This window comes from Pseudoalteromonas rubra (genome assembly GCF_000967655.1).
GTDB classification, from domain to species: Bacteria; Pseudomonadota; Gammaproteobacteria; order Enterobacterales; family Alteromonadaceae; genus Pseudoalteromonas; species Pseudoalteromonas rubra_A.
In genome coordinates, this window is record NZ_JXYA01000032.1 from 61,309 (window position 1) to 86,842 (window position 25,534).

At 50.1% G+C, this 25,534-nt stretch carries 14 protein-coding genes; 6 read left to right on the forward strand and 8 right to left on the reverse strand.

What is annotated here, in order from left to right; translation table 11 throughout:
- Window positions 1–129 precede the first annotated feature (129 nt).
- The 3 genes from TW77_RS14555 to TW77_RS14565 are packed head-to-tail and all read right to left on the reverse strand — an operon-like array spanning window position 130 to window position 5,959.
- Window positions 130–2,778: a PEP/pyruvate-binding domain-containing protein gene (locus tag TW77_RS14555; protein ID WP_046005713.1), complete on the reverse strand. Its 2,649-nt coding sequence runs from the start codon at window positions 2,776–2,778 to the stop codon at window positions 130–132.
- Window positions 2,778–4,802, reverse strand: a complete 2,025-nt coding sequence (locus tag TW77_RS14560) for a DUF6041 domain-containing protein (RefSeq protein ID WP_046005714.1) — start codon at window positions 4,800–4,802, stop codon at window positions 2,778–2,780. The genes TW77_RS14555 and TW77_RS14560 overlap by 1 nt, the downstream gene beginning before the upstream one ends.
- A 2-nt stretch (window positions 4,803–4,804) precedes the next feature.
- A complete protein-coding gene (locus TW77_RS14565; RefSeq protein WP_046005715.1) occupies window positions 4,805–5,959 on the reverse strand; it encodes an acyl-CoA dehydrogenase family protein in 1,155 nt (384 codons plus the stop codon).
- A gap of 652 nt (window positions 5,960–6,611) precedes the next feature.
- Here TW77_RS14565 and TW77_RS14570 point away from each other — a divergent pair.
- The 3 genes from TW77_RS14570 (at window position 6,612) to TW77_RS14580 (ending at window position 8,932) form a co-directional block, all read left to right on the forward strand.
- Entirely contained in the window at window positions 6,612–7,517 is a 906-nt protein-coding gene (locus TW77_RS14570) for a DMT family transporter (protein ID WP_046005716.1), read from the forward strand.
- Window positions 7,518–7,654: 137 nt separating this feature from the next.
- Window positions 7,655–8,134, forward strand: coding sequence for a winged helix-turn-helix domain-containing protein (locus tag TW77_RS14575; RefSeq protein ID WP_046005717.1), 480 nt, complete (start codon window positions 7,655–7,657; stop codon window positions 8,132–8,134).
- Between the two features lie 318 nt (window positions 8,135–8,452).
- Window positions 8,453–8,932, forward strand: coding sequence for a hypothetical protein (locus TW77_RS14580; protein WP_046005718.1), 480 nt, complete (start codon window positions 8,453–8,455; stop codon window positions 8,930–8,932).
- Here TW77_RS14580 and TW77_RS14585 read toward each other — a convergent pair.
- Window positions 8,907–9,614, reverse strand: a complete 708-nt coding sequence (locus TW77_RS14585) for a hypothetical protein (RefSeq protein ID WP_046005719.1) — start codon at window positions 9,612–9,614, stop codon at window positions 8,907–8,909. The two genes, TW77_RS14580 and TW77_RS14585, sit on opposite strands and share 26 nt — an antisense overlap.
- 180 nt (window positions 9,615–9,794) lie before the next feature.
- Between TW77_RS14585 and TW77_RS14590 the strand changes: the two genes are divergently transcribed.
- Window positions 9,795–11,168, forward strand: coding sequence for an MATE family efflux transporter (locus TW77_RS14590; protein ID WP_046005720.1), 1,374 nt, complete (start codon window positions 9,795–9,797; stop codon window positions 11,166–11,168).
- A 118-nt stretch (window positions 11,169–11,286) separates the two neighbouring features.
- On the forward strand, window positions 11,287–12,600 hold the full coding sequence (locus TW77_RS14595; RefSeq protein ID WP_046005721.1) for a response regulator: 1,314 nt from the start codon (window positions 11,287–11,289) through the stop codon (window positions 12,598–12,600).
- A 35-nt stretch (window positions 12,601–12,635) separates the two neighbouring features.
- On the opposite strand, the gene TW77_RS14600 is transcribed toward TW77_RS14595, so the two are convergent.
- Window positions 12,636–12,986, reverse strand: coding sequence for an Hpt domain-containing protein (locus TW77_RS14600; protein WP_052713206.1), 351 nt, complete (start codon window positions 12,984–12,986; stop codon window positions 12,636–12,638).
- Entirely contained in the window at window positions 12,976–15,651 is a 2,676-nt protein-coding gene (locus tag TW77_RS14605) for a PAS domain-containing hybrid sensor histidine kinase/response regulator (protein WP_052713207.1), read from the reverse strand. The genes TW77_RS14600 and TW77_RS14605 overlap by 11 nt, the downstream gene beginning before the upstream one ends.
- A 239-nt stretch (window positions 15,652–15,890) precedes the next feature.
- Between TW77_RS14605 and TW77_RS24340 the strand changes: the two genes are divergently transcribed.
- Window positions 15,891–21,401, forward strand: a complete 5,511-nt coding sequence (locus tag TW77_RS24340) for a M4 family metallopeptidase (protein WP_052713208.1) — start codon at window positions 15,891–15,893, stop codon at window positions 21,399–21,401.
- Window positions 21,402–21,455: 54 nt separating this feature from the next.
- On the opposite strand, the gene TW77_RS14615 is transcribed toward TW77_RS24340, so the two are convergent.
- Both TW77_RS14615 and TW77_RS14620 read right to left on the reverse strand, forming a co-directional pair.
- Window positions 21,456–23,246: an alpha-keto acid decarboxylase family protein gene (locus TW77_RS14615; protein WP_046005722.1), complete on the reverse strand. Its 1,791-nt coding sequence runs from the start codon at window positions 23,244–23,246 to the stop codon at window positions 21,456–21,458.
- Between the two features lie 78 nt (window positions 23,247–23,324).
- Window positions 23,325–25,286, reverse strand: a complete 1,962-nt coding sequence (locus TW77_RS14620; protein ID WP_046005723.1) for an FAD-dependent L-amino acid oxidase — start codon at window positions 25,284–25,286, stop codon at window positions 23,325–23,327.
- Between the last annotated feature and the right edge of the window lie 248 nt (window positions 25,287–25,534).

Genomic DNA, 25,534 nt, shown 5'->3' on the forward strand with positions numbered 1-25,534 from the left:
TGCTAAAAACTCGGTTCGCTGGGAAAATTGCACGCAACGACCCGCAACGGCGGCAGCATGCCACTTGCCGTTGTACTTTTAAGTTGATTGTTGGGTGTGCTGCGGGTCACTGACCCGCATAGGATTTCGCTATTCTCTTTGGATGATCACTGTGCCCTGGTCCCCATCAAGGATCAGTGTGTCGCCACTTTTAATTGCCGCAGTGGCGCTGTGTAAATTCACCACCGCTGGAATGCCAAACTCTCGCGCCACGATACAGCTGTGTGACAAAGTTGAGCCGATGTCCGTGACAACGCCACTGGCCAGTGCAAACAGCGGAGTCCAGCTGGCATCGGTAAAGCGTGCGACCAGGATCTCTCCCGGCTCCAGCTCACCAGCCTGGGTCTGCAAGTCTGTGATAACGCGGGCCTTAGCAACTATCTTGCCGGGGCTGGCAGCCAGGCCACTCATCGAATCGCTGTGCTCCTGCGAGGTGGTTTTCATTTTGGGCGTATAAGGCCCAATAATGGCCATTGGAGGCTCTTCGGCATGGAGGTTAAACAGGTGACTATGACGATTGGCATTGAGCAGCGACTCGCTGAATGCCTCAGCGGCGCCCATGCGCCCGGCGACATAGTCACGCAGTCGATTGAAGTCGATGTACGGCAAGTCTTCAACCTTGGCCAGGTTGTCTCGCTCCAGACGTGACAGCACTTCCAAAATAATGCAGCGGTAGAACCAGGTTTCGGTGATAAACGTCGGACGTGTTGCTTCGCGGCGCTCTGCCATCACACCATACAATTTTATGATGGTTTTGAGTTTAAATCGTGCCCCGGCTGGCAAGGCTTTAAACAGCTGCTCGCTGTCGGCTTCGCGCAGGCTCTCGGTTTCTTTGAGCTTTTTCTCCAGATCAACCGGGTGTTTAAGGTACATTTTCATGACCTGCAGCAGGTAACTTGGGTCATCACGCCAGCGCGCAATACTCAGCTCAAACTCCTGACGGCCACGGGCGCCAAACTCCAGTAAAAAGGCTTCAAACGGACCCTGCCAGAACGGCTGTCCAAGCGGGTGAGCGGGCAGTATTTTAACCAGCTCTTCGGCTTCAAAACGCTCAAATACGGCTTTTAGTTCATTGTTTTTCTGCACATGTTCAACCAGATCCAGGATCCCACGTGTGACCTCAATGGTACGCAGGTTGTTCATCGAGGCCTTGATGCGATTTTGCAGTCCTTCGCCGTGCTCTTTAAAGTGTTCCTCACAGGTTTCCGCCAGGGCATCGTACAAAGCAAATGACTGCAGGAAAAACGGCATATAGGCCGCACAGGATTCAAGGAAGTACTGGTCGATGCGAGTCAGCTCTTTATCCAGCTCACTGAGTGACATACTGGGCAAGTCGAGTGCCAGAAAACGTTTGGTCTCGTTTTCTCGCAGCGCTATCATATCGTCGACAATCTGTGCTGCATTGCGCATATTGTGCACTTGCTGTTTTAGCCAGTGCCAGGCACTTTTAGCGTAGTCCCAGCCCTCAACGCCACGACCATAAGGGTTGCGATAATTGCTGAAATCTATGTCTGACGTCGCGTAGCGGGTGGTGAATTTCATCTCGTCCCGGGTTGGCGGACACTGGCGTAACATGTGTGCCGAGCCGGAGATATTCAGATACACATGGCCCTGAATATAGCCCATGTAAACCTGCCAGTTGCTAATATCGGCCAAGCCCATGGTTTTGGTTGCCGGGCCATGGATATGCTTTTGATAGAATTCACAAAATGACAAACCAAGCGGCGTCATCAGTCCGGTGACAATCTCGCCGGTGTCCATGCGCGAGAAGAAGGCGCCGTCCTTGATGCTTTGATCTTGCTCCCAGGGGTTAGCGTAAATGGGTTCAGCTTTACTGGCCTGAGTGGTAACCGGGCGTGCCTGGAGCAACCAGATCTTGCCATCTTTCAGGGCCCACTCGATATCCAGCTCAGTCTGATACAAGGCCTGTGCCTGTTTAGCCAGCGATAACAATTGCGCCAGTTGTGCTTCATTCAGGCTGGCGGCCTGCTGCTTTTCGGATGGGGTATTCAGTAAAGTGACCTGGCCCTGAACATTGCGCTGGCAATATTGGGGCTTAGTGCGGATCTCCTGTTGCAGAAGTTCCCCGTTGTCTTTATCGAGGATAAAGCTGTCGGTACTCACCTGACCCGATACGACGCCTTCGCCCAAACCCCAGCAGCTGTCAATAACCACCTTGTTGGTATCGCCACTGAGTGGGTCCTGCGTGAACATCACCCCGGCTGCATCAGCATCGACCATAGTTTGCAACACCACGGCAATGGCGGTATCCGCAGCGCTGCTGTTGCGATAGCCGGCGGCACGTTCAGCCCATAATGAGGCCCAGCATGCGCGTACTTTTTCCATCACGCTGTCGCTGCCCTGAACATGCAGATAGGTTTCGTACTGACCGGCAAAACTCTGGCTTTGACCGTCTTCGTCCAAGGCGGAGGAGCGCACGGCAATTTGTGCGTTGTCGCCCAAGCCCTGATAGGCAGACGCAATAGCGGCGCGCAAAGGTTCAGGAATATCGGCACTGAGAATGGTATTCCGGACCTTGTCCAGCTCAGGGGTACTGAGCAATTCATCTGGCAGTGCTGTATTGACGAACGTCTGATATGCCTCGGCGGTGATACAAAAGGCGGGTGGTACAGGCAAGCCCGCACGGATCAGATGATTCAGTGAGTGGCCTTTGCCGCCCAGGTGTCCTAATTCCAGTTGTTCGTTGCCACTGAGGGCGACGACGAGTGATTGACTCATTATACCGTCTCCTTATTGCGCGGTATGGCGCTTGTACCCGTGTGTTGTAATGTCTGTTTGACTTGTGTAGCAGCCTGCTTACCGGCGAAAATGGCACTCTCCAGATTACCTATTCCCACGCTGTCCTGATTGGCAAAATGCACACTCCCGTGCGGCTGTGAAGCACGCTGAAATACCCCACTGGCCTGTTGACCTATGACAGAGGTGATAAGCGCGTTGGGCCAGTGCCAGATCTGAATGTCTTCGACAATGCGTGGGTCGACGCCGATGTTGTTCAGCATCAGTGATATTTCCCGATAGGTTTGCTGCTGTAATCCGGCAAAGTTGTTTTCTGCCGTGCGGCCTTGTCGCTCCGGGCGGGTAGTGGGCTTGAGTAAGGTCAGCACGCCACCTTCACTGCGGCTATCGTTGTCCATCCAGTTCGCAACCAGGCAGGTGCCCGCCTTGCACCAGGCATAAGGCTGCTCGGGGCGGTCCGGTTCAATCAGGTAACCGCCAAAGGAGTGGCTGAGTACCGGGCGTGATAACAGCGCGTTGGCCAGATAATAGTCTTCATGGCGGATAGCTTTGATGGCATTGACCTGATCTTCGGGCAGTGTCGGGAGCCAGTCGCTAACGTTATGCTTGGGGGCGGCCCAAATAAGTTTCTTCGCCTTTACCGATATATTGTGATGCTGCACCTTCGCGGTCAGCTGCACGCCTGCCTCAGTATTGTTGAGGTTTACCAGTGCGACATCGCTTAGCAAAGTGAGATTAGATTGCTGACGCAGGTGGCTAACCAAGGCTTCACTGATATGGCCGTTACCACCAGGTAAAGTCACCAAGTTACCGCGCAGATAGCCAACCAGAAAATGTAAGCCCACGTAGGCCGATACTTCATGAATATCTAGGCATTCCACTCTGAGCGTGGTTGTGACTGCATTTTCAACCAACTTGCCGAGCTTGCGAGGTGGTTTTAGCTCATCCGGGAATGCGGCGGTTTTTTCCGGTTCAAACAGGTAACTGTACAAAGACAGGTTGTCCAGTTGCACCATGGCTTCTTTGCTCAGGCCAGCATTCTCCTGCCAGGGTACTTGAGGGTAGCGCTCAGTACCTGGGGCAAAGCCATCCAAAAACGCATACAGGTCGGCAAAGATAGGGTCGCCCAGTTGCTTTGCGGCAACAACGTACGGTTTGCCTATCACGGCATTGAGCAGCAATTGCCCCGTTAACCCCCAGACAGCTGGCTTTAGCAGATAGCGGGGAAATTTTATGAAGCCTAAAGTGATCTCACTGATACACTTGAGCAGTAGAATAGTATCGAAGAAAACCAATGTATCTTCGGCATTACTTTTAAATTTTTTCTCCAGCCCCAGCTTGGTCAGTAACTGGTCCATATCAGAGCCAGCAACAGGTTGCTGAAAACACACGCCGGCAATGGGATGAGACAGCGCGCGGTGGGTATTGCAGCGGGCATTACCACCAAAGGTCGGGCTTTTTTCCAGTATCAGGACCCGCTCTGTGGAGAATTCACTGGCTGCGCTCAGGCCCGATACTCCGCCGCCAACAATGATCACATCATAATCTTCGGCCAGTTTAGGTTTGTCAGGAGACTTAGCCTGGGCTTTGGGTTTGGCAAAATCCTGACTGGTAAACACACGTTTAGTGTCAGTACGGCGAAATTGCTGACGCAAAATATAAAGTGCTGCGATGATAAAGATGGCATCCAGCGGGATCACTTGTGGCTGAGCGCGGTGCAAAATGGTTATAAACACCGCCATCATGGCCAGCTGGGCATAGATGACAAAACGGGTCCAGCGAGGGTTGAGCCACAACACCAGGCCTGAGCCAAATAACGCGACGGCCACGACGACATTGGCAAGATCGCCATGTTGCGCGAGCAGATTGCTCAGCCCTTGATACCAGGTGCCCTGATTGGCGATGGCGGCCTGGCGCAGAATGTCGGGGACATTTTCTAACTGTGGAAATGCTTTGGCCAATCCGGCCAGCATGTAGAGTACAGCAAAAATCCGTTGAACTAGCATGTTCAGGCTCCTCTTAAGCCAAGTTTTCGGGCGATGATCTCGCGTTGAATATCGTTAGTACCGGAAAAAATACGACTCGGCAGGGTATCCAGCAGCACCTGTACAATGCCCATGTCGGCATCGATTGCGGCACCACCGAAGGTGGCAATGGCATCCAGTGCGGACTGTACGGCGTAATCCGAAATCAAGAGTTTGCTCATGGCAATGTCTATTTCGGCATCCTGTCCCTGATCGTACTTCCAGCCTGCGCGATACAGCATCAGGCGGCACTGCTCAAGACGCAGCTTGATATCAATGATGCGATTTGAAACCGACTGAAAGTGACCGATTTTCTTACCAAACTGTTTACGTTCCCGAGCGTAGCTGAGAGTGGTGTCGAGTAACCTGTCCAGCGCGCCGACAAACAGCGCGAACAGGCAGCCTTTTTCCCAGATCATTGAGTCGTGGAAAATCGCGCCTCCGGCGCCTTCAAAGCCGATGCGCTGAGATTCCGGGACAAAGACATTGTCAAAAAATACATCCCCCATCGGACAGCTGGCCAGGCAGTCTTTGGATTGACCGGCACCGGTTGATAATCCGGGTGTGTCTCTGGCAATAATGAAAGCTGATACCCCCATAAAGCCGTGATCAGGGTTGGTTTGCGCATAGGCGACAAAGACATCGGCCACCGGGGCATTGGTAATATAGGTTTTTTGACCGTTGAGTCGGTAACCACCCGGTTCTTTGACGGCGGTGGTTTTCATACTGTAAATATCTGAGCCTGCACCAGGTTCTGTGGCGGCATTGGCTGCCATCAATTTACCCGCGACCAGGGGCTCGAGAAAGTCGCGTTTTAACTCATCACTGGCGAAGCGCGCGATGGGCATCACACAGGCAAACAAATGGGCGCACAGAGAAAACGATAAGCCCAGGTCCCGGCTGCCTTTACCCAGCGCTTCCACCATTAACATGGTGTTCAGGGCACCCAGGTTGGCACCACCGTAGGTTTCTTCCACTGCCAGCCCGGTGAAGCCAAACTGGGCAGCCTGTTGCCAAAGTTCCGGTGCGAAGTGGTGATCACGCTGACGCTGATGTGCATCCTTGTCTAACACTTCGCCAGCAAAGCGAAGCGTAGAGTCGTATAACTCGGTCTGATAGTCGGAAAGCTTAAAATCCATAATATTGCACTTTGAGTTGGTTGAAATACGGCTTTTGCATTAAATGCTATTATGGAGATATGTTAATGTACCTGTCAATATTGTTAACTTGTGTTTTTTAAATGTTTTATTGAAGTTTTAAATTTGTGATTCACATTTTCTGCATAGTTTTATGGTAATTGATTCAACAATATGTTTTTAAAGAGTTTTTGTTTCTTTATTCGGGTGTTTTTATAATTGGTACAGAGTGTGGTTGTGACTTTTTATTGTTAAGTTGTTATTAACTTTGTATTTTTTAATCACGCCAAATCAAGCTGTTTGTCTGAAATTTACTCAAAACAGAGTTTTAGGTATTACGTTTGCCAACAGGCAGGCATGCCTGATTTTTCTAACCTCGGTGCTAAATAGCATGTCAGATATACACTTTTGACTATCCGTTATTGACATTGCACTAAGGCATGGTACAAAGAATGTTCACTTTACTAAGAAGAATAAATTCATGGCGCTGATGACTGCACATACACTGCTTAATACCTGGCTGAATAATTCAGTCTGGGTATGGCTGAGTGTCCGCGGTTTGTAGGCGACTATTACTAACCGCGGCAGTATCAGCGGTTAGTCATCATTGTGTATCTCCAACCTCTTATACTGCCCCGATTTAGGGGAGTTCATTATGCCAGTTCAGGCATCTTACATTATGGTTATTATCATCTGGTCGACGACCCCGCTTGGGATTGTGATCAGCAGCACTGGCATGTCACCGACCTTGAGCGTCTTTTTGCGTATGGCGCTGGCGTTGGTGCTGTGCTGTGTCATCGTATTAATTGGCCGCTATCGGGTGCCAATGTCGCCCAGAGCCTGGGCCTTATATGGCTATTCCAGTTTAGGTATTTTTGGTGGCATGTTGCTCAGTTATCTGGCGGCACAAACCGTGCCCTCGGGTGTGATTTCTTTGATATTTGGCCTGGCTCCTGTGTTGTCGGGTCTGCTTGCTCAGCGGCTATTAAACGAAGCCCGCTTTAGTCTTATTAAATGGCTGGGGCTGGCTTTGTCTATGGTGGGTTTATATCTGGTTTGTATGTCACAACTGAGTGAGCTGGCGCTGGCGCCGCTGGGCTTGTTATATGTATTCGGGGCGGTGAGTTGCTTTAGTCTCAGTGGGGTGATGATAAAACGTGTGCAACTGGCAATCCATCCGCTGGCTTCAACCTTTGGCGCCCTGTTGCTGGTGACCCCTATGTTTGGTTTAGTGTGGTGGCTTACAGATGGGCAGCTGAGTATAGACAACTGGCAGATGAGCGCTGTATTGGCCACAGTTTATCTGAGTGTCTTTGGATCTTTAGTCGGGTTTATTGCTTATTTTCATGTGCTACAGAAGCTTAAAGCCAGTACGGTTGCACTGACAACCTTGATCACGCCAGGGTTTGCGATGCTGCTGGGGGCATGGTTAAACAACGAGCAAATCACACCGACCTTGCTGACTGGCGCGGCTGTGATTATGGTGAGTCTGGCGGTATTCCAGTTCGGTGACAGTGGCTGGACTGGCGTGGCCAACAGGCTACGAAGGCGATTGTTATAAATCGTTACATTGGAGTACTGATCCGAGGTTGGGAACATGTTAAGCTTGTTGAACTAACAAAAGGGACATGTCGTTGACCACTTGGTCACATGCGCCCTGTGATGTGACAATTATTATAATTATAAAGCTGAAGGACGATGAAGTTAACATTTCAAGATTTCGAGTTTGACTGCCAAAATTTGGCCTTGTCAAAACAAGGTCGAAAAATAAGCATAAAAGAAAAGCCTGCTATGTTGCTGGGCTTGTTCTTGTCTGATCCACAGAAGATCTACAGCAAGGCTGAGATCCTCGAACATGTTTGGCCTGGCAGAACCGTGACTGAGCAAGTGGTATTTCAGAATATTGGCCACCTGCGCGCGCTATTCGGCGATGATGCAATTAAAACCTTTTCTAAGAAGGGCTATCAATGGCAGCTGCCAGTGCAATCATCCGAGCCTGTTGTGGTAGAGCCAGAGGCCAGGCAGCCGGATCCTTTACCCGCTTCAGCACCCGCTTCAGCACCTGTTACAGCAGGTTCTGAGCAAGCTGGGGAAAAAGTGCAAGGTCTGCCCTGGAAGTGGTTGGCACCTGCGGCCGCTTTGATTATCGGGGCTACTGTCGTCGCGTTTATGGTTTAACGTGCTCGAGCGTCGCGCCCAGCCCATAAATGAGAGCGCCGGGTGCAGCGCCAGGCAGTCGCTGCTGAGTCAGTCCAGTTACTTAAATCGGCCTGCGATCTGCGCCGTTTCAGCGTGGATGGCGTCTGCTATGGATTGCTCTTACGCCAAAGTGAGCGGTTGACAGGGTTGTTAACTTTGTATTAATTTTTTACTCCTTATATTGATGTTCAAACCCCATGTTTAGCGATTTATTGTGAATATCAGGTCAAAATGAGCCGGTACGATCGATAAGTTTAAGTTATTTTGGATTGCAAAGATCATCACCAAGGAGCGCTTTTGACAACCATTGCCTACCACCACGACTCGAAAACCATTTGTACAGACAGCCTGACCTCGACCAGCCAGACTATTGTGTCCTGGTCAACACGCAAGTGCCAGCGGGTGGAAGATGGCTACGTGTTTGCCTCAGGCAACTGCGCTGAAATAGAGCATTTGATCACACACTGGCACGATAATCAGTTTGATGATATTGCCTGTACTTTCTTTTTTGTTGCCGATAGTGGCGCTGTTTTTTTTGGTGAAATTCGCCATGGTCGCCGCTTTTTGGAGCCTTTGTCGTTAAACTGGGCCATTGGCAGTGGTGCCAACTGGGCCATTGCCGCCATGGACTTTGGGCGATCTGCATTTGAAGCCGTTGAATACGCCTGTTTACGGGATAAGTCCAGCGGCGGCACGGTGATGACTTATCGACACAATGAAAGGGCGCTCTGGTTACGCACGTCGATAAAGGCTAACTCACAGGTAAGAGTGAACTGACCGAAACCTGATAATAACTGGCAATGAGTGTGAGTCGATGTGTCGACTCTGCGCGTCCACGCACATGGGCCATCACCTTAGCCAGGTTATCACTGTCCACACCGTTGAGTTTTCGCTGCGCCTCACACAATGCCAGCCAGGCTGTCAGCTCATGCTGAGGCAGCTCATGGTGGTGCGGATTAAAACTCAAATAGGTTTCCAGCGCATTTAACTTCTGGTGATTACGGACTATCAGTGCCTCGCCCAGCGATTCATTGCGTTCAAACAACAACAGTGAACGGATATAATTGAAAGGAGGTAGCGAGTTGGCAGGATTCACAAACAGACAATGCAAAAACGTATTGCCCTGATGGTTGGTTACATTAAAGGCATTCGCCGCCTGTAATGCGGGCATAAAAAAATCTAATCGCTCTGTGGTATTGATCCCGGCAATGACGCCTGCTGGCAGGCCATGCTGACTGACACAGTGGGCCACAATATTCTGGTAATGTTCGTAATTTGCCGGGTGATTGTCGGCGGCTTCATAGCAATGTCTGAGCTGCGCCGTTCTTTCGCTGCCTGTAGCTTGTTCATAGCAGTGTTTTATGCGCGCCAAATCGTGGCTGTGTATTGCCTGGATCATGCTGGTCACCGCCGCTGTGGAGTCCGCTGATGTGTGTGCTGTGTTATTGTGGGTTGCCATAGATATTACCTTTACCATCAGAATATTCAGTATGCCATATCCGCATCGTCTGTATAGATATGCCAGTAACAATGTTGATGATTGTGCTGTTTTCCCAGCCACAGCGGCGTAAAAAATAGTCGAACACGGATTAAAGATAACCGGTACAATGGTGCCATCAGATAATCAGGAGTGATGTGAATGAAGGACCTGACTCAGGGGAAAATTGTTACCCATCTTATCGCGATGGCCGTGCCTATGGCGGCTGGTATGCTCATCCAGACCTTGTACTTTCTGGTCGACCTATACTTTGTTGGTGCCCTCGGCGCCGCCGCGCTGGCAGGAGTAAGCAGTGCGGGCAGTGTGTTCTTTTTTATTATGGCGCTGACTCAGGTGCTTAATATTGGCTGCGGCACTTTGGTGGCACATGCGGTTGGCAGAAAAGATAAAGCTGAAGCCAACGCGTTATTTCATCAGAGTATGCTGATAGCCGGGGGCTGCTCTGTGGTATTTGCGCTGCTCGGTTACGGGTTTGCGCATTTGTTCTTTGATTTCATGACCCCGGATGCGGCGACCCGCCAGGCCGCTGTTAGTTACTTTTACTGGTTTTTACCGGCTCTGTTATTACAGTTTGGGCTCACTGTGATGGCTGCCGCGTTGCGCGGCGCCGGTGTGGTTAAGCCCGTGATGTTAGTTTCAATGCTGGCTATTCTCCTCAACATCGTGTTGTCACCCGTGTTAATTTCTGGCTGGGGCACCGGTAACGCTTTGGGTGTTGCAGGTGCCGGCTTGGCCAGCTCTATCTCTGCGCTTTGCGCTATGGTGATGACGCTATGGTACTTTGCCCGTAAAGTGGATTATCTGACCATGCCGCGCAAGGGACTCGCGCCTGATCGCAAACGTATGCTACAGGTGATTAATCTGGGACTCCCATCAGGGGGAGAATTTTTACTCACATTTATGTATATGTCAGTCATTTATTGGGCGCTCAGTCAGTTTGCTGCAAGCGCTCAGGCAGGCTTTGGGCTGGGCGTCAGGATCATGCAGGTGCTTTTTTTACCTGTGATGGCGGTCGCCTTTGCGGCCCCCGCAATAGCGGCTCAGAACTATGCGGCGGGTAAGTACGAGCGGGTACAGCAAACCTATCGCTATACCAATATACTTACCTGTGTGCTGATGGCGATGTTAACGCTGGCTTGTTTGGTCAATGCCAGCTGGTTCTTTGCCCCTTTCAGTGATGAACCTCAGGTCATACTCGTTGCAGCGACATTTTTGGGATATGTCAGCCTGAATTTTGTCCCGGCCGGTTACACCTTTGCCGCTTCGGGTATGTTTCAGGCGCTGGGAAATACCTGGCCGGCACTTTACAGTACGGCCAGCCGGTTTGTGTTGTTCGCGGTGCCAGTGGTTTGGCTGGCGGGGCAGGCGGATTTTGAAATTGAGCAGATCTGGGTGTTTTCTGTTGCCACCGTGTATTGTCAGGCGGCGATCAGCTATTTGCTGTTACGTCGTGAAATGAATAAAAAATTGGTATACAGCGATGAAGCCATGATGCCACCCCCCGTGCGCAGTTAAGTGAGCTGGCAGCATTGCTGTGAATCTAATAATGTGGCATTGGCACAAAAATCCACGCTTGAGCTATCCTTAAGGTGCAGTCAATGAATTGATGGTCACCGGGGCTCAGGAGACAGGTATGCATAAAGGTGAAGTGGATTACGGAGAGCGACATCCAAAGGTGTTGATGATTTGCGACGATGCCCACGAAATGGTGGGCGTGTGCAAGGTTATCAGCTCTCAGGTTACTGCATTCAGAACGCTGGAGGGTACACGAGAGGCGCATAAAGTCATCCGGGAGGGCAAGCCGCCAGTACTCATCTTTGCCATGTTGCATGTTAAAGCAAGCATAGAAACCTATAGCTCGCTCGCGCGGCGGGAGGTGCTGGGTTATCCGCACAAAAGCATCTTGTTGTGCGAAAACAAAGAATCCGGGGTTGCCTTTCGCTGCTGTATCAAAGGCATCTTTAGCGATTACTTTGTTTTCAAACCTATGTATGAAAATTACCGGCTCAGAATGATATTACACAATATTCTGCAACAGGCCGAAGACACCCAGCAGATCACGGAACTCAAAGAGGAGCATTTTGGCCGAATAGACAGCGGCCTGAAGCAATTGATCGATCAGGCTGCCAGCTACCGGGTAAACACTGAGCAGTCCTTCGCGCAGGTCAGGGAATCGCTGGACGAAGCGCAGGAAGAAGACGAAGTAAAGGCGCAAATGTTGCAACAGCTGAAAGAAAAACATGTGTTGCCTTTACTGGACAAGCTACAGCACCAGCTGGTCAAAGATATTCAACAAATTACGCAACAACTAAATGACAGCCACTTTACCCTGAATGAACTGGTCGACATGTTCAGTAGCTCGCATACCGCTGTGTTTAACTCTGCACTGGAGAGCGACAGCGCCCATAAAGACGCTTTAGAGCACGCAGAGCAAGAGCATGCCACGCACGAGCATGAAGATGGGCCTCATGCATATGCTCACCATGATGACGCACATCAGGAACCTGTGCATGATGAGGAAGCCGGACATGCCTTTGATGACACGCATATATCAGAGCCTGCGACGCCCAGAGACAAGCGGATCATGATAGTCGAAGACAATGAAATTTATCGCGAAATGATCTCCGGGATATTACGCGAACAGGGCTTTTCGGTCGATGGCATGGAAAATGGCCTGGCGGCGATAAAAGAGCTCAGAAAACATCGCTATGATATGATTTTTATGGATTTATTTATGCCTGGTCTGGATGGCTATAATACCACAAAAAATGTCCGGGCCATTGAACATTGCCGGTCAATACCGATTGTGGCGCTGACCAGCAATCGTAATAAAGATTTGATCCGCAAATGGGCTTCACTGGGTCTTGGCGGTTATATTGTGAAGCCATCGACAAAGCGCAGTATTCTGGATGCGGTCAATAAGCTGTTGGGCACAGAGTGTGCCTGAGTAAAAGCAGGGTTGGCTAACTTAGGACCATGGTTTCAGGCGTGATTTATTAATGCGTTAAGGGCTTTGACCTCCTGAGCAATACTGATAAGCAGCCTACGGCAATGCGGGCGGTCTGCCGACAGCGCGGCCTCTTCTAATTGCGCCAGGTATTCACTGCAACGCTCCGCGCCTATGGCCCGAGCGGAAGTCTTTAGAAAGTGGGCATGTTCTTTGAGTTCAGGGTAAGCTGCGTCACTGTAAGCACTTAAAAACAGCTTGCAACTGGACTCTGCCTGGGTAACAAAATCGCGCTGAAAGCGCGCTATGGTTGGCATATCTTCCCCAATCAGGTCAACCAGGGTTTGCTGATTGAGTCTGGCTAAGTGTACGTTATTACTTTCCATACCATTTCTCTATCACAGATTTAAACCGTTCGAGCTGAACGGGTTTGCCAATACAATCGTTAATGCCGTACAGGTGACAGTTCTCCAGCTCATTTTTCACCGCCGCCCCCGTGACCGCGACAATTGGTATAGCCTTGAGCGCCATTTGCTTTTCGGCCTGGCGGATGCGCTTGGCCATTTCATAGCCATCCACCACTGGCATATGGCAATCAGTCAGGATCAGTTTGTATTTGTCCTTGCGCCAGCTTTCAAAACCCTGCTCGCCATTTTCGGCGAGCGTACAGGTGTAGCCAAGCTTTGCCAGTTGTTTGACCATCAGGTTTTGGTTAAAGGTGTTGTCTTCTACCAGTAAAATCCCCGGACGGAGATCTTGCGTGCTAGCAGGGGGAGTCTTGCTATCGGGCTCGACTGCAGAAGCGCTCGGCGCAGCATGGCTGGCGGTATGAGTCAGTAAGTGCATTACCTGACGGGTGATGCCATAGCGTGTCGCCAGGTCGATATGTAGTGGTGCAGCATCCGGCAACAATTGCCTCAGTTGCTCGGTATGCCCGGTCTTATGACAGGCTAATACCCGGTGCTCTTTTAATATACTTTGATATTTACTTAATTGTACCAGATCCTGTTCTGACTGAACAAAGCAACAGACTAAGGAGTTTGCCTGACTGGCACAAGGGAGTGCATCCAGCGTCACCTGATGTAGTTGATCGGCAAGGTCTTTGAGGACCGACAGTGGGTATGAGTCTGGCTGCTGTTGTTGCGCGGATGCGACGTATATATTTTCGAATAAGGTGGTGGCATTGTGGTAGGAGAATCTGTGTATCGGAATACACACTCTGAAAATGCTGCCGCGATCCAGTTTACTCTTTAGCCCTATGCGTCCTCCCATCAGGTCGATTATTTTCCTTGAAATAGCGAGGCCCAGGCCAGTACCGCCATAGACTCGGGTGGTTGATTTATCGGCCTGGGTAAAAGGGTGAAAGAGCTTTTTCTGGGTTTTTTCGTCGATGCCGATACCATTATCTTTCACTAAGATGCTCAGTTCCCCCTGGCTGTGACTTTGCAATTGCCAGTCTACCTCAATGATTACATTGCCACTGTCTTTGGCCGGGGGGCCACTGAATTTGATGGCATTACTGAGTAAATTAAACAATACCTGGCGGATCCGATTCTCGTCACTGTAGAGCATAGTCGGGAGTTGCTGAGACTCAATGGCCTTGAGACTGACGCGGCGTTTCTCTGCGTTTGAGGCAAAGGTCAATAGCACGTTGTGCAGCGTTTTTGAAATATCAAACTCTCTGAACTCCAGTTCCAGTTTACCGGCTTCAATCTTATTGATGTCCAGAATGTCGTTCAGTATGTCGACCAGGTTTTTGGCTGAAACAGACGCGGTTTCGAGCAATTCCATTTCTTCGGGATCATGTTTTTGCAGCGACAGCAGCTCCAGTGAGCCGATGATGGCATTCATCGGGGTTCTCAGTTCATGGCTGATCATTGCCAGAAAGTCAGACTTGGCCCGGCTGGCTCGCTCTGCTTTAGTGACTGCGCACTTAAGATCCGACGTGCGCGCTTTAACACGGGATTCAAGTTCGGCATTGAGTTTGGATAACTCCATGTTGGCACGATAAACCTCGGATTGGTCGACACAAACACCGTCGAGGCGATAGTTGTTACCATAGCCGTCCTGCGCCACCACACCTTTGGCAAATATGTGCAATTCACTGTTGTTAGGCAGCACGGCGCGAAATACATGCTCAAAGTCTTCACCGCTCTCCAGTGCTTCTTTGAGCCCCTTAGAGACTCGCGAACGGTCTTCAGGGTGGATGCGTTCAAGCCATTTCTCATAGCGTCCTGTGTCCTGCGCTGCCAGATCAAATATGGCGCTGGTTTGCGGATCCCAGTCCCAGTACCACTGGCCGTTTTGCCGGCTAACACACCAGGTGCCCACTTTACCAGCTTCCAGGGCAATACGACGGCTCTCATGGGCGCTGTTAAGATGAATAAGCATCTGCTTTTCCTGGGTGCATTCACGCAGGGTGCCAAACAGGCTCAAGTGGGTCTCGCTGTCACGGCGCTGATCGCCACTGAGTTCAAACCAGTGCGGTACAGAGTCGATGAGTACCCTAAATTCAAACTTGAGCCGCACGTTAGACTGAATGTGTTCCTCAATGAAGCTCAGTGCCAGGGGACGATCGTCTTCATAGATCAGGTTCGTAAAATCCTCCCAGTTAGTTAATGCCTGACAATGTAGCAGCGCACAAAAAGTATGAGAAAAGTAAGGATTTTCAAAGGTAGTATCAACCTGCCAAACTCCAATGTCACCGCATTGCAGCGCCAGCTCGGCCAGCTCACCGAGGTGCGGCAGGTGTTGATGGTTGAGCGGATTGAGGATCAGGCTGGTGTCAGAGGTTAGTTGGCGACTGATGATAATGTTTAGCCGTGTACCTGAAGGCAAGATAACCAGCGCGGAACTCCCTGATGTCTGGCTAAAAAACGGACTGTCTTTTTGCTCGCCAGGGTCAGCAAGCTGGCACAAGTCAAAAAAGCACTGGGGGGAGTCTTGTTTAGCCTCCAGGCCCAACAGTGCAGCCGCAGCCCGATTGAATGTCAGTATTTGCCATTGCTGATTAACACTGAGTAGTGCGAGATCCAAACTATGGATATCCATTTCTTTTCCCTGCCTGACGGTGTCTAGCTTTATTATTGTTCAAATTGTGGTTGTTGGGGAGAAATCCACTCAGATAATTGTTTGAAATCCGACCTGAGTGCAAATGTTGGTGTTTTAGGGGCGTTTATTTTTTAATCTGACTAGGCTGAGCTAACCGGGTTTGTTAGAATAGCCGCCATTTTACCGGGTATCGGCACATCGATGTACAGATACTCTTGTTTTTTAGCTAGGAAGATTGGATGAAACTCAGTACTTTATATAGCTTGGTGTGCGTAGCTGGATGTCTAAGTACGCAGAGCATTGCGGCAACATCGTTGCGAGCAACACAGCAAAACCAAGGAGAAGTGTTAAAGTTTTTGGAGCAAAAAAGGGGAATTCAATCCTCAGATGCTTTGCATTTTGCACCACTGACTCTGTCACATCAACGCAATATTAACAACAATAAATCGAAGCGTTATCAGCAATATTTTGGGGAAGTGCCTGTTTGGGGTCATCAGCTCAGTTACCGCGAACAATATCGCCATGTAAGCGGCTTTTTTGCCAGTGATTTGGATCCGAAACAAGTCGCTGCGAGTGCCAATACACAGTTTGATGTTGCTAAAGCTGCAAAGCAGTTGATGGCAGCAAATAAGCTTGCGGATAGCGAGTATGCTGTACAGGAAAATACACGCTATGTGTATATCGATAATGGCCAGGCATTTTATGTGCGACTGATTTCACTGTCTGCAGAGCCTCACTCACACGCAATGCCAGTTGCGTTGTTCAGAGAGTCTGATTATCAAATAGTGAAACAGTGGGATAACGTTAAACACGCAACCGCTACCGGGCCGGGTGGTAATGTTAAAGTCGGTCAATATGAATATGGTGTAGATTATCCGGCACTGGACATCACACAGTCCGGTGATACCTGCTATCTGGAAAATGACAAAGTCAAAACGGTATCATTGGAATCAGGTTATGACTCGCAAACTGCCTTCTCTTTTGCGTGTAGCCGTAATACGCATAAAGAGATCAACGGCGCCTACTCACCGCTGAACGATGCACATGCGTTTGGTACCGCCGTTTTTGATATGTATGAGCAGTGGTTTGATATGCCACCACTGACATTCAAGCTATTGATGCGTGTACATGCGGATTATGTCGGGGATAATGCAACCTGGAATGGTTCAGCTATGACCTTTGGTGATGGTATAGACAGGTTTCACCCTTTGGTATCGCTGGATATTGTTTCTCATGAGGTGAGCCATGGCTTTACTGAGCAAAACTCAGACCTGATTTATCAAGGCCAATCCGGGGGTATCAATGAGGCTTTCTCCGATATTGCAGGTGAAGCTGCCGAGTACTTCTTACGGGGAACGAATGACTGGCTGGTTGGTGCGGATATCACTAAGCAAACAACGGCACTCAGGTACTTCGAAACCCCTTCACGAGACGGAGTTTCTATCGATCATGCGGATGATTTCACGACTTGGATGGATGTGCACTATAGCAGCGGTGTGTTCAACCGGGCATTTTACCTGCTTGCAACCAGCGAAGGGTGGGATGTAAGACAGGCATTCTCTGTAATGGTCCATGCAAATCGGCACTACTGGGTTAATTCCAGTGATTTCATCGATGGAGCTTGCGGCGTTATTAATGCTGCAATCGAGCTTAATTATCCCTCTTATCCAGTCATAGAGGCGTTTTCTCAGGTTGGCCTGAGCTGCGATAACATCCTATTTAGAGATATGGATGGCGACGGGATGGACGACAACTGGGAGGTTTCATTTGGCCTCAACCCGGATGATCGTGAAGATGCCTTGACCGACCTGGACGGCGATGGGTTAAACAATTTGCAGGAATATAAGTTGTTAACCCGACCTGATCTTATCGATACGGATGAAGACACTCTGTCTGACTATGCCGAAGTCTTTGAGTTGCGCCTTGATCCGCTTTCAGCAGACACCGATAAGGATGCAATGCCTGACTCCTGGGAGAATCAATATGGGCTTGATCCTACCAGTAAACGTGATGCGTTTTATGATGCCGATGGTGATGGGCAACCTAATCTCGCAGAGTTTCAAAATGGCACAGATCCGACAGACGCCAGCTCTGCAGGCGAAGCCGAAGTCACACTGGTGACGCTGGAGCTTGGTCAAACGCCACCTGAAATTAGCTTTCCAGATGGGCAAGCAGCATGGTTAGTGACAGATAGCGTTGGTTTTACAGCCCTGACCAATCCGGATATTACAGATAGCCAAATTACACGCTTTTCACTTGAGCTCGACAGTGCACAGCACCAGGGCATCCTGTCGTTCGATTATAAAGTCTCGTCGGAAGCTAGCTTTGATTTCTTTAACGTTTATCTCAACGATCAACAAATTTTAAGTAAGTCGGGCAATCTAGGCTGGCAGACGCATGAGGTTGTGCTGCCTTCGTCGGGTCAACATACCATTATCTTTGAGTACCAAAAAGATGGTAGCGTCAGTATGGGAGACGATGCTGTCTTCATTACGAATATTCTCCTAAACACGGGCTTTAAAGATACCGATCAGGACGGATTATATGATCTGTGGGAAATAGATAATCGACACGACCCTTTCGTGGCGGACGCTCATTTAGACCTGGACGGTGACGGGTTGACAGGTCTCGCGGAATTTGATGCCGGCACTTATACTTGGATTGCCGACTCCGACGGTGATGGTGTTCAGGATGGTACAGAATTGGCGCTTGGCTGGGATCCTATGAACTCACTTGAGCGTTACCGTGACAGTGATGGAGACGGTTACACGGATGCTGATGAGGTGCAACACGGCGCAGATCCTAATGATGCGGCATCTGTGCCAAAGAGCAAAGATCCGCTGTTAACCAGCTCCTTTGAAGGCGCTGAGTTACCATCCTGGTTTAATAATGCGGAACATAGCGCAATAGCGTGGACGCGCGTGTCGACTGAAGCGTCGGACGGTGAATATGCGCTGCAATCGGGCGACATTGATGACAGCCAGGAGAGTTCATTTACTTTCACCGGCGAGTTCGATCCTGGGGTATTGAATTTTGACCTCAAGATGGATACTGAAAGTTGCTGTGACCACTTTGCCATTGATATTGACGGCGCAACGGTCCTGGCAGCCTCAGATGTGTCGCAGTGGCAAACTCATTCGGTGCGGGTTGATTCCGGCAATCACACCATTACCTTCAGATATCGTAAAGATGGCTCGGTCTCAGACGGCCAGGATGCCGTATGGCTGGACAATTTCGTTTGGGTGTCTAACAGAGAGGCTGATTCAGATCAGGATGGCATGACAGATGCTTGGGAAACCTATCATGGCTTTGATATCAATGATGCAAGTGATGCGCAGCGGGACGAGGACGGCGATGGGTTATCCAACTTACAGGAAATAGAACTGGGCACCAATCCTTTGTCCCGAGATACGGACGGTGATGGTGTGCCTGACTCTGAAGATGCAGCGCCATTTGATCCTGCGACAGGTGATTTCACTGCGCCTGCCATTGAGCACAGCGCAGCTGTTGTTGTGGAAGCAACAGGGTCATTAACGGATATTGCAGAGCTCGTTGAGGTTAGTGCCACAGATAACGGGCCCGTTGCACCGCTTGTTTATCTTGTTGATTCGACTCCTTTGCCACTAGGTGAACATGTTGTGACCTGGCGGGCAATCGATACTATGGGTATCGTTGCCGAGTCTGTCCAGCAAATAACTGTAGTCGACACCACGGCACCTGCCTATCAGGAACAGCAACTATTAGTGAAGTCAGCCACTGCGACGGGTATCTTAGCAGCGGTATCTGATGCTGAGCTGTTTGTGGATTTGGTCAGCGAAGTCAATATTGAATATGCACACGACTATACCTTTGTAACCGGACAACAAAACATCGAGTTTGTGGCCACCGACAGTAACGGGAATAGTATTACGCAAAGTGTTCCGGTGTCTGTACTGCCTCGCCTGACAGTGCAATCCAGCTTTACTCAGGATCCATACGGTGATGCTGCAGTCTTAGTGCAACTTGATGGTAAATCACCACAGCAGACTATAACGCTGTCAGGTATGGTCGACGACACACCGTTTTCGTTTACCTCAGAGTCATATCCTAGCTTTGTTATGCCACTGCGAAGTTTAGCAGCAACAGCGGGCGCGCAACTCCAAGTCACAGACGTGGATGGGGCCTGGCTCGATGGTGAAGTTGTGAGCACGCTGGCAGTACAGACCGAGTCCAACGCACCGACGGTAAGATTATTTGCTACTCAAGCGGGTAAAACGGTTGCGGCACTTCAGCCTGAAGCAGAACGTCCGGCCTTTTACGTCAACATTGCTGAGCCTATGAGTACCCAGAACTATAATGTGGAAGTCAGAGATCAAGATGGCAGATTCTGGCCGCTGTCTGACAAAGATACCTCTCAGTGGGTATTTGGTGCGCCATCGCTCAGTGATCTTGAACAGATCCAGCTCAGTGTGACGGTGACCAACAGACGTGATCAATCACAATACGACTATCAGCAGACCTATCCGGTCGTTGAAACGGTGCTCAGCAAAGACAGTGACAGTGATGGTGATGGGGTTAATGATGCTGTAGAAGGACTGACTGACAGTGACGGCGACGGTATTGTCGACTACTTGGATAATCACAATCAGGCTGATTTGGCGCACCTTAATTCAGGACAGACGTTGCAGTTTGACACTCAAGGTGCCAAGTTCACGGTCGGTCATATTGCCCAGTCACGGACCAGTCAGCCAAGATCTGACATGAGCTTGTCATTTAGTGAGCTTGATGGTTACCTGGCGGCTCAGTCACTTACCTTCAGTGCAGACGATCCGCATTTTAAGCCTTACAGTGAGCTGTTTAACACTCAGGTCTACCTGGCTCAGGGAACGTCTTCTGCGACGGTGGTTTGGTCTCATCCGCAAGCGTTCAAATCCGAGCAAAGCACGCAAATTCGCCAGCTGACTTTACAAGGCTGGGAGACCATCGCAAGTGAAAGTGCAACCAGTGATACCTGCGCACAATGCACGGCTTACACTCTGGTCGATGGTGGACCATTTGACCTGGATGGGAGTGTCAATGGTGTGATTGAATCTGTATCTGTTTTGGCTACTGAAAATCCAAACAGAGAACCCACTTTGGTGCTAAACGTGCCTCAGACGATGGAAGAGTTGACCTCCGTGACACTCGATGCATCTGCATCAAGTGATCTGGACGGTGATGAGCTTAGGTTTGAGTGGCGAGTTTCAGAGCCAGTTATCGAGCTTGCTCATGAACAGGGAGCGGCAGAGGCCACTCTGACTATTCCTGAGCTTGCGGGTTCTATGAAAGGTTACATTGAGGTTGTGATTGACGATGGCTATGAGCGCTTTGCCCATAGTTTTGAAGTGACATTCATGCATGTCAACAAGGCGCCTACTGTGACGGTTAACGAGCGCGCAACTGCGAATTCGGGATCAAAGGTTACATTGACGGCGAGCGCCAGTGACCCAGATGGCACGTCGCTGAGTTATGCATGGCAGCAGATCAGCGGCACAAAAGTGACGCTGGCAGATGCGCAAAGCCCGACCTTGTCTTTTACTGCACCACAAGTTGATAGTACTACTGAGCTGGTATTTAAGCTGAATGTGTCGGATGGTGAAACCAGCACAGAGCAAGTGGTAACTGTTGTAGTAAATAAAGTCGAAGAGCAGGGCTCCGGCGGAACCTTGCTGTATATGCTGGCAGGGTTGCTGTTACTGGGTGCACGACGGATGCAAAAACGTGTGAAGTAGCACTTAGATTGAGTAAAAAACCACCCTTTATGGGTGGTTTTTTATTGCCTGTTGCTAAAATTTATTGGCCGGTGGCCAGTCTGGGTTGGCGATTTCATCCTCGCCCACAGCGCTATTGGCTTCCAGTGTAATCGCATGTGGCGTGTTTTCTTTGGGGATAGAGACTTCGACAACATAGTTGTTGTGCGGATCGGTTCTGATCTCCTCCATCACCGCCATTAACTCACTCAAGTCGGTGACCCGGCGGCCTTCACCGCCGAAGGCCTGGGTAATGTTAGCAATTTTCCAGCTGGGCAAATCGTTGTAGCTGTAGACTTTGTCAAGCAGTTTGTCCTGATAATCAACTGGCGGCGTTCTGAATGGGTTGGGGTTGACCAGGTACTGTTCAATCCCGTAGATGCCATTGGCCAGAACAAACACCACCGTATTCTGCCCGTAGGCATGTTGATCGGCAACCGCCTGACATGTTTCGTGGAAGGCGCCGTCACCCACTACCACCACGGCACGTTTGTCAGGAAACGCACATTTGATGCCGGTGCCTGCGGGGACCGAGTAGCCAATCGACAGCCAGGCGGCCTGAGCGACAAAGCCATCCTGCGAAGGTATTTTTACACTCTGCGCGCCAATCAAGGGGAAACCGGCATCCACCGCCAGAATATCATCCTCGCCAAGCCATTGGCTGAGGGTGGCAAAGAAGCTGTCATAGCCAAGCTGCGAATCCGCTGACTGGCCCTTTAACACTGGTTGCTGCATGCGCAACCCTTTCAGACTGGCGGGCTGTTGCTGCGCCAGCGCACTGAATTCGTCGATCAGGCATTGCAGATAGTCTTTGAGCGTTGCCGAAGCATAGTAGCTTGCACCCACGTAAACGCCGCCCTGGGCAGCCAGTACGGTACGGCTACTGCGAATGTCCTGGTTGCCGGTATCTTTACCGGTTGTCCAGGCACCCACACCCACTAATATCCCGTCGTCTCCAACCAGAGACTCCACTTCTGAGGGGCTCATGGTGACACAGCCTTCAAACCAGGGATGTGTTTCTGCGATCACTGATTTGCTCAATGCGGAGGTGACAAAATGAATATGTCCTTCAGGCACAGTATGGTTGCGATTGATGACTTCCAGCAACTCTAAAAAAGTATCCTGCAGGCCGAAGCGTTGCAGCTCTATGCCCGCCCAGAAGATACTTTTTGGCTGGCTAAGCATGAGTTCAACCGTGGCCTTAGCTGCCTGCTGTGCTTCGCTTACCGTGACACTGGCAGGGTTATTTAGTGCCAGCGGTTGCGCAGGTGCAATACAGTCTGCCCGCCAGACGTCCTCACTGACTTCAAAATACACCGGGCGGCGCTCGGTCAGCAAAGCGGCCAGGGCGGAATCTATTTGGAAAGGCGCCTGGTTGGCATTGACTATTCGCTCTGCTGCGACGGTAACAGGACGAAACATGTGAATATCAACAAATTCATAGCCCGTCGTATGCGAGTAAAGTAAACCGGCATTTTTTGAAATCTGATCTTCTTTGTTGGTAGGCGCGCCATTGATTAGGATCACCGGCACTTGTTCAACAAAGGACCCGGCAATGGTATTGAGCAGGCTGAATGCGCCGACACTGTAGGTAACGTACAAAGCGCTGGGACCTTTCAGTCGGGCATAGGCATCTGCGGCAAAACCGGCACAAATCTCATTGGCGTTACCGTTAATCTTGATAGGCGAGTGGGAGTCGGCCAATATGGTATCGAGCAAAGCCGCTGTATAATTACCTGCGACGCCAAACATTTGGTCGACGCCTATTTCTTCCAGTCGTGCTTTAAAATAGTCGGCGACAGTAAAATTGGGGATTGGTTGAGTCATTTATTCTCTCCTGAGCAAGCTGGGCGGTGTGTTTGGTATAGTTGGATAGGGGCACCCTGGCAGGTGCCCGATGCCGGATCACTTAATATCGAAGTAACTGAGGTTAACACCCAGTACATTTTCAACTTCTGAGGGCTTCTCAACCGGGGCACTGCCAGCCGAGAAATTCGGCTCAATGTATTGATTGATAAGCTTGCTGGCATTTTCCTCATAGGCCACCTTGATGGCTTCAGAAGAACTGATGTGGGTCGTTTGTTCGTAGACTTCGCTCAGTGGCTGCAGTCCAAACCCTTGCTTGAGCGCCAGATCGGTAGAGCGCAGTGCGCCTTCCACCCAGCCTTGGTAATCAGAGAAGGCTTCCCCGCAGGTAAACAGGTTTGGCAGGGGCTCAGTCAGCTCGGCCATGACCTTTTTATCATCTGCTCCAACGGCCCACTGGTGTACGCCAAAACCAAACTGCTGGCTGGGTGGTACATCAAAATGGACACTGCCTTGCCAGATCCGGGCGCTGGTCAGAATGGGCTCCGGCACATAGTGCGTGTTGAAAATATCCTTAAAGAAGCGCGTCGCCTGCTCCACTACAGCCGTTGAAGCCGGGTAGATATCACCCGGAATGTCTGTGACATACTCATCCTGATGCGGGTGATGATAGGTTTCGCCAATATTTTGCAAAGCACTCCAGAAATTGATGTTCAGGTAGTCACAATAGATGGTCAGTGCGGCGGGGCGTTCGTATTTTTCGTTGCCGATATGCTCCAGCTTGGCCTGTGTGCTTTCAGATGGGTCAGTTTTACGTTCCTGATACATCAAAGCGGCAACCAGCTCCTCATTAACTGCATAAAACGGATAAACGGAGCCGGTGGGCAAATCGGCAAAGTTGGGCCCAAATTCAACGGCCGGGCGTCCGGTCGTGCCGCGTCCCCACCAGGCATTATCGTAATACAGGTTTATTTTCAACAATGGCTGATTAGATGTCGACTGCAGCGTATTCCATAAGTGCTCGGAGCGTTCTTTGTCTAGGGTATTAAATGCATTTGAACGGACAAACAGTTTCTCCAACGCCAGGCGAGGCAGGGCGAGGATAACTTTGTCAGCGGTTACCTTGCCTTTGTGGTTGCGTCCGTTGTCATCGGTGTGCAAATAGTGCAGTTCATAATGCTTGTGCTCTTCAATATAAGAGATTTCTTCAATACTGGTTTGCAGGTGAATATTATCCGTGCCTATTTTATCTACCAGCGCATTAGGCAGCGTACTGAATCCGTCTTTGAAGGTTTTAAATTGCACACCTGCCGGGAAGTCTTCCAGCAGCTGATAAGCAACCCCGGCGTTCATCTGAGATAAAAAGGTGCCATTGAAGCCCAGCACACGATACAGCATGTTGATACATTCCTGAGAATACCCCATCGACGTGTACAGATCCCACAAGGTCCACTCATTGAGCGTTTTGCCCTGCCATTGACACTCTAGTCGGAAAGCTTGCCAGAATTCAGGACCTCTCACCTCGGGGCGGGCCTTAAACTGAGGGTTGGCTTGCAAGATGCGGTTGAACACCACATTCACTATGTCTTTTGGATTCACGCCCTGCTCTGAGGGGGCCAGGTTGTACAGTTCAGACCAAATTTTGTAGTTGTCTTGCGCTGCGGTGTTGACACTAAAGCTTTTACCACGGAAAAACAGCCGGTTATCGCCGCCGCTATTCATTGGGAAGGGGACAATCTGGTCTTGCAGATCCAGATTAAGAAACAGCGCCATTAAATCGTCCATGCCATCAAACAGAAAGCGCATGCCGCCTTGTTCTTCTTTTACCGTAATAGTGGGCGGCGTATCACTGCGTTGGTTCTTGAATTGAATAAGATCTGAGTCAAGGCGGCCACCTGTGCGGTTAGAGCGCTCAAAAATGGCCAGACTGTCGCAACCTGATTCGTTTTGCAGGCGCCATGCGCTGTATAATCCGGCCATACCAGCCCCAACAATGGCAACTTTGAGATGCTTAGGGAGGCTTTTGTCGCTGATCTCATTGCCAAAAGAATAATGCGTCATAGTAGTTCCTTAATTCGTTATTTACCGTTTTTGTCACAAACGACGGCAACAATCTTTACGACGACTTCTGTTCAGTTGTGTGGGCCTGTGTGCGTTGTCTTGAGGTGAGGGCTGGCAAGCATGAGTGTGGCAAAAAGACACTAGCTTGATTACAGTGTTGACACCAAAAAGACATAATCCACATAAAATGTAGCACAAGGGTTAATTTTTATGCGGTGTGTGGGCAAAAAAATACAGCAAGTAGACCA